Source organism: Gaoshiqia sp. US2 (assembly GCF_059705485.1).
On record NZ_AP048550.1, the window covers coordinates 3,500,855 to 3,517,153 of the forward strand.

The 16,299-nt window shown below is 44.4% G+C and carries 16 protein-coding genes; 13 read left to right on the forward strand and 3 right to left on the reverse strand.

What is annotated here, in order from left to right; all coding sequences use genetic code 11:
* Window positions 1-113: 113 nt before the first annotated feature.
* The 8 genes from AC6H3C_RS14110 to AC6H3C_RS14145 all read left to right on the forward strand — a co-directional run bounded on the left by AC6H3C_RS14110 (window position 114) and on the right by AC6H3C_RS14145 (window position 7,938).
* Complete coding sequence (locus AC6H3C_RS14110) at window positions 114-398, forward strand: YtxH domain-containing protein (protein ID WP_497516040.1); 285 nt, start codon at window positions 114-116, stop codon at window positions 396-398.
* Between the two features lie 31 nt (window positions 399-429).
* Complete coding sequence (locus AC6H3C_RS14115; protein ID WP_497516041.1) at window positions 430-789, forward strand: phage holin family protein; 360 nt, start codon at window positions 430-432, stop codon at window positions 787-789.
* 9 nt (window positions 790-798) lie between these two features.
* Window positions 799-1,008: a hypothetical protein gene (locus tag AC6H3C_RS14120; RefSeq protein WP_497516042.1), complete on the forward strand. Its 210-nt coding sequence runs from the start codon at window positions 799-801 to the stop codon at window positions 1,006-1,008.
* A gap of 144 nt (window positions 1,009-1,152) precedes the next feature.
* The gene (locus tag AC6H3C_RS14125) at window positions 1,153-2,052 is read left to right on the forward strand and encodes an EamA family transporter (protein WP_497516043.1); all 900 of its coding nucleotides are present in this window, start codon (window positions 1,153-1,155) and stop codon (window positions 2,050-2,052) included.
* 142 nt (window positions 2,053-2,194) lie between these two features.
* Window positions 2,195-2,698 carry an O-acetyl-ADP-ribose deacetylase gene (locus AC6H3C_RS14130; protein ID WP_497516044.1) on the forward strand — a complete coding sequence of 168 codons (504 nt, stop codon included), beginning with the start codon at window positions 2,195-2,197 and terminating at the stop codon, window positions 2,696-2,698.
* A 213-nt stretch (window positions 2,699-2,911) separates the two neighbouring features.
* Complete coding sequence (locus tag AC6H3C_RS14135; protein WP_497516045.1) at window positions 2,912-5,329, forward strand: hybrid sensor histidine kinase/response regulator; 2,418 nt, start codon at window positions 2,912-2,914, stop codon at window positions 5,327-5,329.
* Window positions 5,330-5,472: 143 nt separating this feature from the next.
* On the forward strand, window positions 5,473-6,831 hold the full coding sequence (locus AC6H3C_RS14140) for a sigma-54-dependent transcriptional regulator (RefSeq protein WP_497516046.1): 1,359 nt from the start codon (window positions 5,473-5,475) through the stop codon (window positions 6,829-6,831).
* 207 nt (window positions 6,832-7,038) lie between these two features.
* On the forward strand, window positions 7,039-7,938 hold the full coding sequence (locus AC6H3C_RS14145; RefSeq protein WP_497516047.1) for a Cbp1 family collagen-binding glycoprotein adhesin: 900 nt from the start codon (window positions 7,039-7,041) through the stop codon (window positions 7,936-7,938).
* Window positions 7,939-8,162: 224 nt separating this feature from the next.
* Here AC6H3C_RS14145 and AC6H3C_RS14150 read toward each other — a convergent pair whose 3' ends face one another.
* The 3 genes from AC6H3C_RS14150 to AC6H3C_RS14160 all read right to left on the reverse strand — a co-directional run bounded on the left by AC6H3C_RS14150 (window position 8,163) and on the right by AC6H3C_RS14160 (window position 11,106).
* Window positions 8,163-8,546, reverse strand: a complete 384-nt coding sequence (locus AC6H3C_RS14150; protein WP_497516048.1) for an SRPBCC domain-containing protein — start codon at window positions 8,544-8,546, stop codon at window positions 8,163-8,165.
* A 38-nt stretch (window positions 8,547-8,584) separates the two neighbouring features.
* Window positions 8,585-10,558, reverse strand: coding sequence for a DUF3078 domain-containing protein (locus AC6H3C_RS14155; protein WP_497516049.1), 1,974 nt, complete (start codon window positions 10,556-10,558; stop codon window positions 8,585-8,587).
* Window positions 10,559-10,644: 86 nt separating this feature from the next.
* Entirely contained in the window at window positions 10,645-11,106 is a 462-nt protein-coding gene (locus AC6H3C_RS14160; protein WP_497516050.1) for a CYTH domain-containing protein, read from the reverse strand.
* A 246-nt stretch (window positions 11,107-11,352) separates the two neighbouring features.
* On the opposite strand from AC6H3C_RS14160, the gene nuoE reads away from it, so the two are divergent.
* The 5 genes from nuoE to AC6H3C_RS14185 all read left to right on the forward strand — a co-directional run bounded on the left by nuoE (window position 11,353) and on the right by AC6H3C_RS14185 (window position 16,229).
* The gene (gene nuoE / locus AC6H3C_RS14165) at window positions 11,353-11,817 is read left to right on the forward strand and encodes an NADH-quinone oxidoreductase subunit NuoE (RefSeq protein ID WP_497516051.1); all 465 of its coding nucleotides are present in this window, start codon (window positions 11,353-11,355) and stop codon (window positions 11,815-11,817) included.
* A gap of 17 nt (window positions 11,818-11,834) precedes the next feature.
* Window positions 11,835-13,022 (forward strand): NADH-ubiquinone oxidoreductase-F iron-sulfur binding region domain-containing protein, encoded by a 1,188-nt coding sequence (locus AC6H3C_RS14170; protein ID WP_497516052.1) that lies wholly within the window; start codon window positions 11,835-11,837, stop codon window positions 13,020-13,022.
* An 18-nt stretch (window positions 13,023-13,040) separates the two neighbouring features.
* Window positions 13,041-14,831 (forward strand): NADH-dependent [FeFe] hydrogenase, group A6, encoded by a 1,791-nt coding sequence (locus tag AC6H3C_RS14175; protein WP_497516053.1) that lies wholly within the window; start codon window positions 13,041-13,043, stop codon window positions 14,829-14,831.
* A gap of 100 nt (window positions 14,832-14,931) precedes the next feature.
* Window positions 14,932-15,948 (forward strand): serine hydrolase domain-containing protein, encoded by a 1,017-nt coding sequence (locus tag AC6H3C_RS14180; RefSeq protein ID WP_497516054.1) that lies wholly within the window; start codon window positions 14,932-14,934, stop codon window positions 15,946-15,948.
* Window positions 15,948-16,229 carry a serine hydrolase gene (locus AC6H3C_RS14185; RefSeq protein ID WP_497516055.1) on the forward strand — a complete coding sequence of 94 codons (282 nt, stop codon included), beginning with the start codon at window positions 15,948-15,950 and terminating at the stop codon, window positions 16,227-16,229. The genes AC6H3C_RS14180 and AC6H3C_RS14185 overlap by 1 nt, the downstream gene beginning before the upstream one ends.
* Window positions 16,230-16,299: the final 70 nt, after the last annotated feature.

Below are 16,299 nucleotides of genomic sequence, written 5' to 3' on the forward strand. Positions count from 1 at the left end.
TATACAGGCGGCCCGCCGGGCGGCTAATGTGGGCCGGAGAATCTCCGGCTGACTGAGGATTGAAATATCCTCGCCCCTTTATTAATCAATGTTTAACATTAAATTACAAAGTCATGAAAATTACAACAAAAGTGTTAATTGGGTTCCTGGCAGGAGTAACTGCAGGAGTGATTACCGGAATACTGGTTGCACCTGACAAAGGAGAAGAAACCAGGAAAAAACTGAAGAAAAAAGTATCGGATGTCTCTCACGATATCAGCGAGAAAGTCGGAGAACAAGTTGACCGGCTGGAAAAGCAGATCAAAAATCTGAAAAATGATATCAGCGAAAGAGTTGAAAAAATGAAACATGGCGGAAAAAATGAAGCCGAGGCCAAAAAAACAGCAAGTGCAAGTTAACAAGTTTATTTTTTAACGATTTCTATACACAATGAAAACAAACCTGTCAAATAATTTCAGCGAACTGGGGAATACCATCGGGGAATACCTGAGACTCCATTTGGATTTAATCAAATTATCGTTTCTTGAAAAAATGACGAAAATATCAGTATTCCTGATCAGCATGATCGTATTGATTGTGCTGGGCTCGATCTTTTTTCTCTTTGCATCGGCCGCTTTCGTCATCTGGTATGGCAATCAGTTCCAGGATTACTTGGCGGGTTTGCTCATTGTTATGGGGGCCATCGTCATGCTGGCCGTCATTTTCTTACTCATTCGCCGGAACCTGATTTCTTCGGCAATCATCAGAACCATTAATTCCATCTTGTTCGAAAACAACAAGGAAGATTAAGCTCAGGATATGGAAAAAATAAATTCACTGCGAGAGCTCCGCATGTTGCGCCAAATGAAAAAGCAACAACTCCGTTACCAGGAAGAGAAAATTGAAATGCGTATACGCGATACCATCTCAACCATCGAGTTAATCCTCACCGGAATCATCGTCGAAAAAGGAATTTATTCGCTGATCACCTACTTCTCGGGAAGGAACAGGAAGAAACAAGAGGATTGAACCTGCCCGCTAACCTTTTCACCCGTTAAAAATCCGATTTGCCGCTTTGCTTGATTAAGCAATGTTTAAACTTCAGCCGTTTCGGCCTGAAACAGACCTTCTGTGCCCAAAAGCGTATTAGTTTTGCGCCAAATCAAAAACAATATGTGGGTATTACTGGCATTAATTTCAGCCGTGCTTCTGGGTTTATACGATGTTTTCAAAAAGCTTTCACTTAACTCGAATGCCGTATTGCCTGTTTTGATGATTTCGACCATTTCCGGAGCGGCACTTGTTTTCCCTGTCGTTCTCGGATCGGTATTATACCCCGGTTTTTTAAAAGGAATCAGTCTGTACGTTCCGCCAATAAGCCTGCACGAGCACAAACTCATCTTTCTGAAGTCAATGTTGGTGGTATCGAGTTGGATTTTTGCATTTCACGCGGTGAAACATTTGCCGATCACCATCGTTTCACCGATCCGGGCTACCGGTCCGATCTGGACCCTGATCGGGGCCATTCTCATTTTCGGCGAAAACCTAAACTTGCTTCAATGGCTCGGAGTCAGTGTTACCCTGGTATTCTTTTATCTGCTGTCAACTGCCGGGAAACTCGAAGGAATCAATTTCCGCCGGAATACCTGGATATTTTGCATCATCGCAGCGACCTTACTCAGCGCTGCCAGCGGTTTATACGATAAATTTATCATCCGCAAAATCGACCGGTTGGCCGTACAGGCCTGGTTCTCCTTTTACCAGGTTGTGGTGATGTTGCCAGCCATTGCTATGTTCCGCTGGTCAAAACCCAAAAGCGAGCGCCCTGTCTTTCAATGGCGATGGAGCATCCCGGTGATCGGCCTGCTCTTGTTGCTGGCCGACTTCTCTTATTTTTATGCCCTCAGTTACCCCGATTCCATGATCTCCATTATCTCGCCCCTGCGAAGAGGAGGCGTACTGGTTGCTTTCGTAACCGGAGCTTTGCTTTTCAGAGAAAATAATATTCGTAGAAAAGGGATCTACATGCTGGGCATTCTGGCAGGGATCCTGATCATCAGCCTCGGTTCCTGATTCCGGCTGCGATAACCGCCGCTCACAAGCTCGCTCCGGACGTTATGGGGTGGATGACCACTATTTGTCTACACAAAAAACAAAAACCGGAGCTAATCCGTGTTGATTCATCTTCAAAGAAGTTTAACTTTATGGAAAAAAGATGGACAGGATTGAATTATACCTGGGAGATATTACCGGGATGCATGTAGATGCCATCGTAAATGCCGCAAATAAAAGTTTACTGGGAGGAGGAGGAGTTGACGGAGCCATACATCGGGTAGCCGGGCCAAAGTTACTCGAAGAATGCCGGACACTAAACGGCTGCGAAACCGGGGAAGCAAAAATAACACAGGCCTACCGATTACCGGCACGATTCGTCATCCATACGGTTGGCCCCGTGTGGTATGGCGGGATGATCGGGGAACAGGAGCAATTGGCCAATGCCTACCGGAACAGTTTGCTCTTAGCCAAAGAATACGGTTTAAAAAGTATTGCTTTCCCCAACATCAGCACCGGCGTTTATCGTTTTCCGAAAGACCTGGCAGCTGAAATTGCAGTTAAAACCATCCGTGATTTTTTGGAAAGTGATAAAACGATCGGGTCGGTTATTTTTTGCGTTTACGATGACGAAAATTACGGGATTTACAAACAATTGCTGGGGTAGTTTCAGGAACAAGAGAACCGGAGCGCGGCCTTTTCTCAAAATGAAAAGAACAAACAGCCTGCGGCACGGTTAGTATAATAATTCCCAATTCATTACATTTAACAAAAATGAACGGCATTGTAATTGCAGCCCGGCTTAACCACGCCCTAAACTGCTTAAAAAACAGGCTTGATTGAAAACAGGAACAAAAAATGACAAGCATTTCAAATTGAAATGAAAAAAATAAAAATTGAAATACAAATTACGCTGTTAAGTATTTTCATTGCAGCCGTAGTGATTGGTTCGGGCTATCTGGTTTATCACAGCTTTTCAAAGATTGTTGATTCCATTCATAGAGAAGCGCGACCCGATTTAAAGTTGCTGCTGATTAAAGATATTGCTTCAAACCTGAACGAGGTTGAAAATACTGTTCGGTTATACAGCCTGACCCTGGACGAATCGCTCATCCACCCCTACCGGAAACTGAATGAAACAATCCAGGGAAAACTCAATGATCTGGAAGATTATGCCATCCCCGGGTCGAATGAAGTCCAACTGATTGATTCGATCCGCCTGTTAACCAACCGAAAACTAATTATCTGGGCCGAGTTACGGGCGCTTCAAAAACAAAAAGAAAAGTCGCAGATCTCCTTTTCTGAACTTTATTCAAAAATCGACACCGCGATTATTTTACCGGATACCATTGTCGTTCAGCAACCGGAAAAAACGAAAGGATTTTTCAGACGTCTTCTGTCCCGAAAAGATACTGCCACCAGCCCGCCGCCAATTATTATTGACAAAAGTGAGGAAAAAGAGCAAATTAAACAGGAAATTGCTGAAATTGAACAGCAGGCATCCAACCAGACTCAGCAACTGCTCGCCCGCGAAAAAGTATTGGTCGAACGAAGCATCCTGGTAACCAATCAAATCAATCAATTGATTTCGCAACTTGAAAGCAGCGAGCAACAACGGTTGCGAAACAAAACGGAAGAAGCTGACTTTATGGCCGCCCAAACCTACCGGCTGTTAACGGTTTTTACCATTGCTGCTGTTTTTTTACTCGTCGTGGTCCTGCTGTTGTTTTTCCGCTATCTCCGGCACTCCCGCGCCTACCAGCAAATGTTGCAACGGGCGCGAACCGAAGCAGAAAATCTTTCGAAAGCCAAAGAAATGTTTGTTGCCACTGTCAGTCACGAGATGCGCACTCCTGTAAATGCAATTTACGGATTAACGGAACAGATGCTGAAAAAACCGCATTCCGACGAAGTGACAACCAATCTGGAAATTGTGTATAAATCGGCCAAACACCTCATTTCCCTGGTGAACGACACACTCGATTTCTCAAAAATTGAATCTCAAAAACTAAAACTTCAACAGCACGATTTTTATCTGAATGACGTAAGCAATGAGGTGTACACCTTGCTAAAAGATACCGCTGCCGAAAAAGGGCTCAGCCTGATTATTTCAAACGAACTTCCCCGAAACCGGGTTCTGAAAGGAGATCCGATCCGGTTGAAACAAATCCTGATCAACCTGTTGAGCAATGCCATCAAATTTACAGAACAAGGTCAGGTCAGCCTTTCCATGTCAGAAGAAAGAACCGTGAAAGACAGCTATATCCTTCACCTGAAAATTGCGGATACCGGAATCGGTATCTCAAAGGAAAACCTTTCCCGCATTTTCGATGAATTTGTCCAACTCGATGGAAGCATGACCCAAAGAAACCGGGGAGCCGGCTTAGGCCTGTCCATCGTTAAAAAGCTTATCGACTTGCATAGCGGTAAAATCAAGGTAGAAAGTATCCCGGGAAAAGGAACCCGTTTTATCCTTCAAATTCCTTACCAGGAAGGCAATCCTGACTTTGTGGCTCGCAAAGAAAACCATCAGTTGAGGATTCCGCAATCATGGAAAAAACTCCGGATACTTCTGGCTGATGACGAAGAATTCAACCGGTATTTACTCAAAAACATCCTGACCAAGTGGGAGATTCCGCACGAAGAAGCAACCAATGGCCAACAAGCCTTGCAATTGGCTACCGAACGCGCTTTCAATCTCGTCTTAATGGATATGCGAATGCCGGTTATGGATGGAATTGAAGCCAGCAAACAGATTCTCTCCATTTTGCCTGAAACCGAAATTATTGCCCTCACCGCCACCAACAGGCAGGAAGACATTCAAAAATGCCGTCAAGCCGGCATACAGGGATTTCTGCAAAAACCTTTTTCCGAGGCCGAACTTTTCGAGGCTATTTCGCAGCGAATACCAGCCGGGATTGACGAGACAAAAGCTAAACCGGAGGAAAATTCTGCCCCTGAAATTGATCTGGAAGAACTAAAAAAAATGGCGGAAGGCGATGAGCTCTTCTTCAAAGAAATGATTGAAATATTTATCAATTCGAGTGAAAAAGGAATGATAACCATCCGGCAATGTTTTGACAAGTCTGACTGGAACGGTATCGCCGAAGCAGCACATAAACTGGCAGCGCCGGCGAAACACATGCAGGCGACACAACTGTATGAATGCCTGAAAAATTTGGAAAGTCACGCCGGCAAAAGCAAAAATCCGGACGAGATCAAAAAGGTGATTGAGTTGATTGAACAAAAGATCGTCCCAATCAACCAATATTTGAAAGAGAAAATGACCGGACGATAATGTAACCCCCGATAAATTTCAGTCTATTGCCTGCATAAATGATAACTATTCTCAAATTGAGAAATAAAAATCGGCATTCATACAAATTCTTATTATCTTGCGGGCATTATCAGTTAAAATCAGTCAAACAAAAAAATACAGACATGCAGGAAAAAGCTTTTAAAATTTTTGTTGTTGAAGATGACGAATGGTATAACCGCCTGCTTGTTCACAACCTCTCCCTTATTCCCGACTACGAAATCCACTCATTTTCAACAGGGAAAGACTGTTTAGCCAACTTAACCGGGGAACCCGATGTAATTACACTCGACTACCGCCTGCCTGACATGAAAGGACTGGAAGTCCTCAAACAAATCAAAGAAATCAATGAAGACATCCAGGTGATCCTGATTTCGGAACAGGCCGATATTGATGTGGTGGTAGAATTACTGAAACATGGCGCGTACGACTATATTGTGAAGTCACGTGATGTCAAAGAACGTTTGCTGAACACCATCAATAATATCCGGAAGGGAAGTAAACTGAAGAAAGAAATCGTCAGCCTGCGCCAGGAAGTGAAAAAGAAATACAGTTATCAAAATACCATCATTGGCAAAAGCCCGGCCGCAAAACGAATCTTCGAACTCATCGACAAGGCCACCCGCACCAACATCACCGTGAGCATCACCGGAGAAACCGGGACCGGAAAAGAGCTGGTCGCGAAGGCGATTCATTATAACTCAAACCGTTCGAAAAACCCCTTCGTGGCGGTAAATGTTGCCGCAATTCCGCGAGAGTTAATTGAAAGCGAACTCTTTGGCCATGAAAAAGGATCGTTTACAGGGGCCGCTCACCGGCGTATCGGTAAGTTTGAAGAAGCCAACGGGGGCACCCTCTTCCTCGACGAAATGGCCGAAATGGATATCTCACTGCAATCCAAACTATTAAGGGTTTTACAGGAAAAAGAAATCATCCGGGTAGGTAGTAATGAACCTATAAAAACAGACTGCCGAATCATAATTGCCACCAATAAAAACCTGATGGAAGAAGTAAAAACAGGCAACTTCAGGCAAGATTTATATTACCGGCTGTATGGACTGCCCATCGAACTGCCGCCGCTGCGCGAACGCGGAAACGACGTGCTGGTTTTGGCCAAACATTTCATCCAGATATTTTGCAGGGAAAACGAGATGCACCCAAAATCCTTAACGACAGAAGCATCGAATAAACTTCTGACCTATCCGTACCCGGGAAATATCCGCGAATTAAAATCGGTGATTGAACTGGCCGTAACCCTGGCCGATCAGGACGAAATAACCGCAGACAACCTGATCTTTGGCGGCAGCACCGACCAGTTATCCTATTTACTGACAGAAGAACTTTGTCTTCGCGAATACGAAATCCGCATTGTAAAGCAGTTTCTAAAAAAATACGACAACAATATTAAACTGGTCGCCGAAAAGCTGGATATCGGCGTGGCCACCATTTACCGTATGCTCAAAGAAACAAAACCAGTTGAATAAACCGTCAGCTCCTTCATTTTGATACGCCCTGATCTGTTTTTGATCAATTTGATAAAGAAATCTACATTGTTTTCATTTTGCCGTGTTTGATTATCAGGTAGTTAACTCCAATTGCATTTATTGGCACACGAATTGGCTAATCAGGGCATGAGCAAGCGCTAAATATCGTCTTGCCATGCAAAACCTAAAAATGGAGGAAAAGTTATCATGGACAAAAAACAACTCAGGACAATTATTATCGCAGGTGCAATTGTGATTATCGGCGCCATTGCCGCCGTGTATGTTTATACACAAAAAGAAGCCGAAATTAAAACGTTAATGGCCGAACGCACCGGATTGAGCGAAATGATGCACCAAAAGGATTCGGTGATGGCTGATCTGGAGGACACCTTTACCGAAATTGAAGACAATCTGCGGTTCATTAAAGAAAAACGCCAGCAACTGTCGCTTGAAAAAGAAGGAGTCACCGACCGGAAACAGGCGCTGATTGACGACATCGCCCTGATGAACACGATGCTTGAAGAAAGCAGCAAAAAAATTGCTGATTTGGAAGCAAAGCTTAAAAATTCAGGAGTCAACATGAGATCGTATGAAAAACGTATCGCCGCCCTGAATGAAAACATTGAAGGTCAAAATAAACTGATTGCTGAACTGAAGCTGATCATTGAAGAAAAAGATTTTCAAATGACCGAGCTCAATACACGCATCGAACAGCTTGGCTTCGAAATGGCCCTGCAATCAGACAGCCTTTTGCACAAAGATCAGCAAATCACTGAGAAAACATACCAGCTGAATACCGGGCACATTGCTTTCGGCACGTATAAAGAATTGAAAGAAAAAGGATTGCTGACCAAAGAAGGCGGATTCCTGGGAATTGGTTCCACAAAAACAATTCAGCAAAATTTCGACCAGGAATACTTCACCGAACTGGATATTCGCGAAACGACCCTGATCCCGTTACATGCCAAGAAGGTAGAAGTTATCTCAGAACATCCCAACGGTTCGTACAAATTAGTTGAAGAAGAAGGACAAATTGCTTTCCTGCAAATTGAGAACCCGAATGAATTCTGGAAAATCTCAAAATACGCAGTCATAGCAGTCAAGTAAAATATTTGATAAGTTAATATTCTGATTATACAGAATACAAAAAAATCCCTTACCTCGAATAATTGCGTTAGCTAAGCCCCGAAGCTGTTCCGTTTTCCGGAACAGCTTCATTTTTTTGGCTTACGGTGAAACCAATTATGAATCCAGCGATAAGCCTTTTGGTTTGAATTTACGATCCGTGCTTTTTCTTTTGACATCAAGCCTAAGCTTTCTGCGAAGACCGTCTACTCTTCAAACAATTGATTCAGCGCATCAAAATAATCTTCCTGCCAGCCTTCGGCTATATTGTCATAGGCCTCATCCGGAATGTTCGTATGTTTTACTTCCATACTGGTGCCACCTTTGTCGGGATGCAACCGGATGGTCACGATGGAAGCTTCTTTTCCCTCTTCCCCAAAATACCATTCCTGTACAATCAGCTGGTTTTTGACAAACTCTAAATTCTTGCCGCAAATACTGCCGTCCCAAAGCGAAAACTCGGTTCCGGGAACCTCTTCCATTTCGGCTTGTTCGCCCGTCCAGATTTCGAGCATTACCTGATTGGTCAGCGCGTTGTATACATCTTCGGGCTTTGCCGCCAAATGAAAATATTTTTTATAGTCTTTCACGTTTAAATCTCCAAAAAACATTATTTGATGTGAATTCACTAAACTTCTTTTCTCTTGTAAATCGGTTTATTCAGCTTATAATTGAAACCAATGGTTATAAACTCTTTAAACTGCCACTTGGCTTTATTGATGGTGTTTCCTTCCGAATCTAATTTGTTCGTCGGGAATTTAACCTTATAATCGTAAATAAAATGAAACAATACCTGCATGTTGATGTAGTTGTTCAACCGCATCGCCAGGTTATTCTCCCAATCAACATCAAAGTTTGACGGATTCGAATAATTCACAAACATCTTATACTTCAACTCATACGTAATGTCGGGTGTGATGTTGTGTTTATATTTCAGGTCTGTATTCAAACCAGGCTCCCAGTAACTTCTTCTGCCAGCCTCAATCCCATACCTGGTGACATCAACACGGGCCGAATCGCGTACAAAAACCGTTTTCGATGTTAATGGCGAAATGAATAAGGAAAAATTATTGTTTGGTTTATAATCCAAACCCACCTTGATCAAGGTTTTAGCCGGAGATAAAAATCCGGAGATCAGGGTTTCCCGATCCGGGTATTTGTAGCCGTTAAACAATTGGGTTTCAAAATCAACCTCCGAAGAATAGTACCACTTTTTAAATGCGCTTACGCCAAAACGGGACGTAACCTGAAACTTATCGTCGTTCTTCCGTATTTTTTCATCAGCAGGTTTCATCCACCCATTACGGATTTCAGCCGAATTTTCCCATTTAATTTTTTTATAGGAATAGTTTGCATTCCCTTTCAGTACCATCAGGAAGGCAAAAGAACTTTGTCCTCCTTTTTTCCAGGTGTCACTGAGGTGTGTTTGAGTGAATCCCATGGTACCATCGCCGCGCAACACCCAGGGAGTAATCACCTGGTAGCGTTTCTCCACCGCCCTGAGCCGGCTATCCATTTGAAATCCGCTGAACTGAAACTCTTTCTTTTGCCGTTCGGCCAACCGGTGGAATGTCACAGCATCGTCGATTAACAGGCGCATCGAATTTTTACCTGTATTTTCTACCCGGACACTTAACGAGTCGTTCTGCTCATTCTTGATGAACAAACGGGTAAAATACCGGTCGTTGTTTCTCAGCCAGATTTGTGTGGAGTCGCGGTCTGAGTTTTTCACCCAAACCAAAGTGGAATCATTGTTTGCGTAAGACGTTAAAATACGCAAAATGCCTTTTATTGAATCGTTTACCGCTGCGATCACCGAATCGTTGTAATGAATCAGCCGGTTCCGGTTTTGCGTACGGATCGAATCCGCAAAGTCGCGCTGTACTTTTTGCGAATACTCCCTGATGTACTCGTCCCGGTAAACATTCGACACCGAATCGACATAATTGGCGACAGCCCGGTTATTATATTCAAGGCGGGCCTTTTCCAGAATTTCCCTCTTGGTGCTGTCCATTCGCTGTATCCGTCTGAAATCGGCCGGACTACTCATCAGCGAATCGGGAATTACATTATACATGGTCAGGCTATCCGGCATTTTAACCTTGTTTGACCGCAACAACCAGTCAACGTCTTCTTTTTGCAATAGCTTCACTTTTCGATCGAGGTTTTGCAGTAATTGTTCCGGCACAGGAATCTGTTCCTTCACAATGCTTGTCCGCACCGAACGGTCAATCCTTTTCAAACGTTCGCTCAACTCAGCATGTGGCATATAGCCGGAAATGGAAAGACTGTCGGCAACATGATTAGGCGAACGGTAAAAATAAAATTGGTTGGCATCGCCAAACTGTTTCAACTTGTGCAGGGTCGAATCAATTTTCTCATCTTCAACAAAATGAACCAGGCTCCTCAGGCTTCTTTCAAGCTCAGGGTTTTGAGGATACCAGCTTCCTTGTCGTCCCAAAAAATACTTTAGGTAATTAACACTGTTCTTTACAGAATCTGCTTCAACGGCATCTTTTCGTCTGTCAGCAGGATTTGCGGCAGTTACGAGTTGGACCGATAAGATCAGAAACAATCCAACAAAAAAAAGTCTGTAATTCATGATAATATAATTGTTTGTAGGCTTAATGGTTTAACGTGTTTCAATAAATTATCGGCTGATTTCAACAAAAATCAGGCCACAGGCGCTTACCACTTTGTAAACGGTTTTTGGCATAACTGCGAATTGTGAAAACGCATATCCGCGCTTACTTCTTCAGCCACCCATTCCGGTAAAACGATCTCTTCATCCGGGCTCTCCAGTTCAATCTCGGCCAGAATCAGGCCTGAGTTCAACCCATCAAAGACATCAACTTCCCATTTTTTCCCATGCTCATAAACTTCATTCCGCACCTTTTCAACCGGGTACCCCACTGCCAGCGCTAATAGTTCTCTGGCCTCATCAAGTGGAACCGGGTATTCAAACTCAGGTCTGGAAATCCCTTTGATGCTGCCTTTAATTGTCAGAAATGACTGATCATCAGCTATTCTGATTCGAATTGTCCGCTGCGGATCAACACATAAATAAGCTTGAAGCATCGGGATACTTCGTACAAAAACAGGCAACCGCTCTTTATATACCAGGAACTTCCGTTCAATCTCTACAGGCATAACATATTCGTAAGTACATTCACAAAATTAACCGACTAAATCAAAAAACAAACCATGGCAACTTAAGTTTTTGTTAACGCTGAAAAAACACAGTCCTCCACCCGACCCCTCTATTTAGAATCAGTCTGATTTAGAATGGCTCTAATATGCTGAATAACAGATGATCTTACGTTAATTCTGACAAATTATCTTAGTTTTTATCCGAACACTACCCTATTTTTATAGTAAATTGAAAATCACAACCATATGAATCCCTTACAAGATCTGATCAAATCCCTCGCCGATCAATACGGGCGAAACAGGGAAAACCTTCTTCCTATCCTTCAGGGAGTTGTAGAGCAAGAAAGGTATTTGTCCGAATACACCATGGTTGAAATTGCCCGGGAGCTGGACCTCCCGGCTGCCGAGGTGTTTGGGACCGCTACCTTTTATTCCTTCCTGGAACACAAAAAGATGGGACAATACATCATCCGGGTATGCAAAACCATTACCTGCTCGATGAATGGTAAAAACCAGATTCTGCATACCATTGCAGATATGTTGAAAGTGGAAGTCGGAGAAACAACACCCGACGGCAAATTCACCTTTCTTCAAACCAACTGCCTTGGTTGGTGTCACAAAGCGCCGGCCATGCTGATTAACGATGAAGTTTATACCGATTTGACACCTGAAAAGGTAAGGGAAATTTTAACTGCGTATATCAAAAAATAACCTAACAAAGAAACATTATGGCATTCGGAACATACCAACTCAAACGGGCAGATTTCATCTTCAAAAATGAAAACGACTGGGAAAAAATTCTTAGCCGGACATTAAGCCGTCCCCCGCAGGAAATCATCAACGAATTGATGAGCTCGGAGCTGAAAGGCCGTGGTGGAGCCGGTTTTCCTACCGGTTTAAAGTGGAAACTGACAGCCGAAGTTCCCGCTCAGGAGAAATACGTCATTTGCAATGCCGATGAAGGTGAACCCGGAACATTCAAAGACCGTGAAATTTTATCACTCGTCCCCTACAAGGTACTGGCCGCCATGGCAGTTTGCGGTCACGTGATAGGGGCCCAAAAAGGCTTCATTTATTTACGGGGCGAATACAAATACCTGGTGCCCGAACTCAACAAAGTGATCAGGGAATTTGAATATTACTGCAAAGAAATAAATCACACCTTTGACATTCAGATATTTATGGGAAGCGGCGCCTATATTTGCGGCGAAGAAACCGCCTTATTCGAATCGATGGAAGGAAAACGGGGCGAACCAAGAAACAAACCGCCCTACCCGACCGCTATCGGATATATGGGCAAGCCAACTGTCATCAACAATGTAGAAACCCTGGCGCATACCTTCACCATATTTAAATACGGCGCAAAAAAATTCTACGATCTGGGCGTACAGTATTCCCGCGGATCCAAACTGTTTTCGGTTTCGGGCGATACGCCAATTCCCGGCATTTACGAGCTTGAACTGGGGATGAGCCTCCAGGATTTTGTCGACGAGTTTGGCGACGGCGATACCAAGGCGGTCCAGGTTGGCGGGGCATCGGGCTTTTTGGTGCCGCGAAAAAAATTTGGAGAAACGGCCATCGGCTACAAAGGCAAACTTACCGGAATATCCTTACCTACGGGGGGATCGATGATGTTGTTTAACAGTTCACGGTCGATGTACAACGTTCTGGACAACTACCTGGATTTTTTCAAAGAAGAAAGTTGCGGCCAGTGCACCCCTTGCCGGGTAGGATGTCAACAATTGTATAATGGCATCAAGGCGGTAAAACGTGGCGAGAAACCCGCCCAATACCTGAACAAGTTGCTTAAGCTCACCGAAACCATGCAATTAACCGCCAAATGCGGGTTAGGACAGTCAGTGGCCAATTCATTCTCGTCCATTGTCGAAAACTTCCGGGAAGAAATGATTTACTAACCAGAAAAATGAAAAACGATGTCTGAAAAAGTTAATATCACGATAAACGGCATACCAGCCGAAATTGAAAATGGAAAAACCATCCTGGAAGCCGCCGATCAAATTGGCGTCATTATCCCGACCCTGTGTTACCACAAGGACCTGTGTATTGCCGGAAACTGCCGCGTTTGCGTGGTCGAAATCGTCGGGCAAAAACGCTTGTCGGCTGCCTGCGCCACCCCATGTGAAGAAGGAATGGAAATCCGGACAAACAGTCTGAATGTAAGGAATTCGCGCAAACACATTATCGAGCTGCTCCTTTCGGAACACAATGCCGAATGTACCAAGTGTTATAAAAACGGCAACTGCGAATTACAAAAACTGGCGTCCGACTATAAAATCATGACCCAGGATTTCATTTCGCTTGTTCCTCAAAAGAAATACACCATCGATATGTTCTCGCCGTCCATCATTAAGGACGACAGCAAATGTATCCGTTGTCAGCGTTGCGTACGCACCTGCGAAGAATTACAGGGAGTAAATGCGCTCACTGTTGCCTACAAAGGCGATGAGATGAAAATCACCACCTTCTTCGAAAAAAATTTAACGAATGTTGTCTGCACCAACTGCGGGCAATGTATCATCCATTGTCCTACCGGGGCTATTGTCGAAAAAAATTACATTGAAGAAGTTTGGGAGGCCATCTCCAACCCGGCCATTCATGTCGTGGTACAAACGGCGCCTGCCGTGCGTGTTGGGCTGGGTGAAGAACTGAACATGCCCGTTGGAACCCGGGTAACCGGGAAAATGGTAACCGCGCTGAAACGACTGGGTTTTGATTCGGTTATGGACACCGATTTCACGGCCGACCTCACCATCATTGAAGAAGGCACTGAGTTACTGGGGCGTTTGAAAAAAGCCATCGTCGACAAAGATGAATCAGTACATTTGCCGATGGCGACCTCCTGTTCTCCGGGATGGATAAAATACATCGAACACATGTATCCCGAATACCTGGGAAATTTGTCTACCTGCAAATCGCCTCAGCAAATGTTTGGGGCCCTGGTTAAAACGTATTATGCCAAAGCCAGGAACCTCAATCCCGAAAAAATTATTTCGGTATCCATCATGCCGTGTACCGCCAAAAAATTTGAAGCCAGCCGCCCCGAGATGCACGACAGCGGGTACCGCGATGTCGATTATGTATTGACAACCCGCGAACTGGCCATCATGATCAAGCAGGCGGGTATTGATTTTACAAAATTGTCCGATAGTAAATTCGACCGGCTCATGGGCGAATCGACCGGAGCTGCCGTCATTTTTGGCGTAACCGGCGGAGTTATGGAGGCGGCGCTCCGAACTGCTTACGAGTTGGTTACCGGCCGCGAAGTTCCTTTCAAAAATCTGAACATTACCCCGGTTCGCGGGCTCGACGGAGTTCGGGAAGCCAGTATAAAGATTGAAAACCCGCAACGCGACTGGGCTTTTCTGGAAGGCGTTGAGCTGAAATGTGCCGTTGCTCACGGTTTGGTGAATGCGAAAAAGGTTATGGATGCTGTGAAAGAGGGGAAAAGCGAATATCATTTCATCGAGATCATGGCCTGCCCGGGCGGTTGTTTGGGAGGAGGAGGACAGCCCATCCCCACCAACCCCGAAATCCGGAAGAAACGGGCCAAAGCCATCTATGCCGAGGACGAGGGTATGCCCATTCGAAAATCACACCAAAATCCGGAAGTTCTGAAAATTTATGAGGATTTTCTGGGTGAACCGTTGGGTGAAAAATCCCACCAACTGCTACACACAAAATATGTTGAACGAGATCATTTTTAATCAGAAAGGAAGCCGCTGTCTCATGCGGCTTTTTTATTACACAATAAACAAAAAATATATCCGAAATGCTTAATTTAGCCTGAACTCAAAAAATTATACCATGAAACATTTTCTTCTGTTTATCTTAATCGCTTTTACCGCCTGTAATTTCAATAACCGGATCCCGGCCCAACTGGCCGAAGCCACACCCGAGGAAGCCGGGTTCTCTTCTGATCGGCTTCAAAAAGTAGATGATTTGATCAATAGCTACATCGAAAATGAATGGCTCCCGGGCGGAGTTTTTCTGGTTGCCCGACATGGAAAGATTGTTTATTATAAAAATTTTGGATTCCGTTCAACTGCCAAAAACGACCCTTATCAGAAAGACGATATTTTCAGGATTGCATCGATGACAAAAGCAATTACCACCGTTGCCGTGATGCAATTATACGAACAGGGAAAACTCGGACTGAACGATCCTGTTTCTGATTTTATACCGGCCTTAAAAAATTCCGCCTTGCTTGATTCATTCAATGAAAAAGACTCCAGCTTTACCACGGCGCCGGTAGTCCGCCCGATAACCATCCGTCATTTACTGACACATACGTCGGGCATCACCTACGGCGACTTTAACCAGGGAAAGCTGAAGGCCGTATATTCAAAATTTGATATGTTAAAGGTAGGCTTGTCTCACAACTCCTGGACAACCGAAGAATTTATAAACCGCCTGGCAACTGTTCCGCTCGCATTTCAGCCCGGAGAAAAATTTATGTATGGACTGAATGTCGATGTGCTTGGCCGGGTCGTCGAGGTTGTATCCGGTAAAAGTTTAGCCGAATATTTCAGGGAAAATATATTCGAACCGCTCGGCATGACCGACACCTATTTTTACCTGCCCGATGATAAAAAAGACCGGCTGGTTCCGGTTTATGCTCAAACCGATGACGGGTTGAGCATGGCGCAGGAAGACGGGATGACTCTTTCGCTCGACTACCCCAAAAACAAAGATATTGGCCATTACGCCGGTGGCGGCGGTTTGTCGTCAACTGCGCTGGATTACGCCCGCTTTATTCAAGCCCTGGTCAACAATGGCAAATACAACGACATCAGTTACTGGGCCGAAAAACCATTGAACTGATGACTGCCGACCAGTTGATCAGACTTAACCAGGCAGGAAACGGAATCAGCCAGAACCCCGGAAACACTTTCTGCCTGGGCTTTGGACTGATAACCGACGACGCAGCCGGCTTAAACTCAAAATCGCCGGGAACTTACGAATGGGGAGGTTATTTCAGTACTAAGTTCTTTATTGATCCGAAAGAAGACCTGATTTTTGTTGGAATGACCCAACTGACTCCTTTTAAACACGGCGAATTTTACGACCGGCTAACGGCAACCGTATATGGAGCTATAAACTGATATCAAAACGGGAAGAGATATCCGGGAAAAACGCCGCTTGTTTATTTTCCCGGATATCTCTTAATTGTTA

Coding starts and splice junctions, on each gene's coding strand:
- AC6H3C_RS14110 (WP_497516040.1), top strand. CDS start 114: ATGAAAATTACAACAAAAGTGTTAATTGGGTTCCTGGCAGGAGTAACT.
- AC6H3C_RS14115 (WP_497516041.1), top strand. CDS start 430: ATGAAAACAAACCTGTCAAATAATTTCAGCGAACTGGGGAATACCATC.
- AC6H3C_RS14120 (WP_497516042.1), top strand. CDS start 799: ATGGAAAAAATAAATTCACTGCGAGAGCTCCGCATGTTGCGCCAAATG.
- AC6H3C_RS14125 (WP_497516043.1), top strand. CDS start 1,153: ATGTGGGTATTACTGGCATTAATTTCAGCCGTGCTTCTGGGTTTATAC.
- AC6H3C_RS14130 (WP_497516044.1), top strand. CDS start 2,195: ATGGACAGGATTGAATTATACCTGGGAGATATTACCGGGATGCATGTA.
- AC6H3C_RS14135 (WP_497516045.1), top strand. CDS start 2,912: ATGAAAAAAATAAAAATTGAAATACAAATTACGCTGTTAAGTATTTTC.
- AC6H3C_RS14140 (WP_497516046.1), top strand. CDS start 5,473: ATGCAGGAAAAAGCTTTTAAAATTTTTGTTGTTGAAGATGACGAATGG.
- AC6H3C_RS14145 (WP_497516047.1), top strand. CDS start 7,039: ATGGACAAAAAACAACTCAGGACAATTATTATCGCAGGTGCAATTGTG.
- AC6H3C_RS14155 (WP_497516049.1), bottom strand. CDS start 10,558: ATGAATTACAGACTTTTTTTTGTTGGATTGTTTCTGATCTTATCGGTC.
- AC6H3C_RS14160 (WP_497516050.1), bottom strand. CDS start 11,106: ATGCCTGTAGAGATTGAACGGAAGTTCCTGGTATATAAAGAGCGGTTG.
- nuoE (WP_497516051.1), top strand. CDS start 11,353: ATGAATCCCTTACAAGATCTGATCAAATCCCTCGCCGATCAATACGGG.
- AC6H3C_RS14170 (WP_497516052.1), top strand. CDS start 11,835: ATGGCATTCGGAACATACCAACTCAAACGGGCAGATTTCATCTTCAAA.
- AC6H3C_RS14175 (WP_497516053.1), top strand. CDS start 13,041: ATGTCTGAAAAAGTTAATATCACGATAAACGGCATACCAGCCGAAATT.
- AC6H3C_RS14180 (WP_497516054.1), top strand. CDS start 14,932: ATGAAACATTTTCTTCTGTTTATCTTAATCGCTTTTACCGCCTGTAAT.
- AC6H3C_RS14185 (WP_497516055.1), top strand. CDS start 15,948: ATGACTGCCGACCAGTTGATCAGACTTAACCAGGCAGGAAACGGAATC.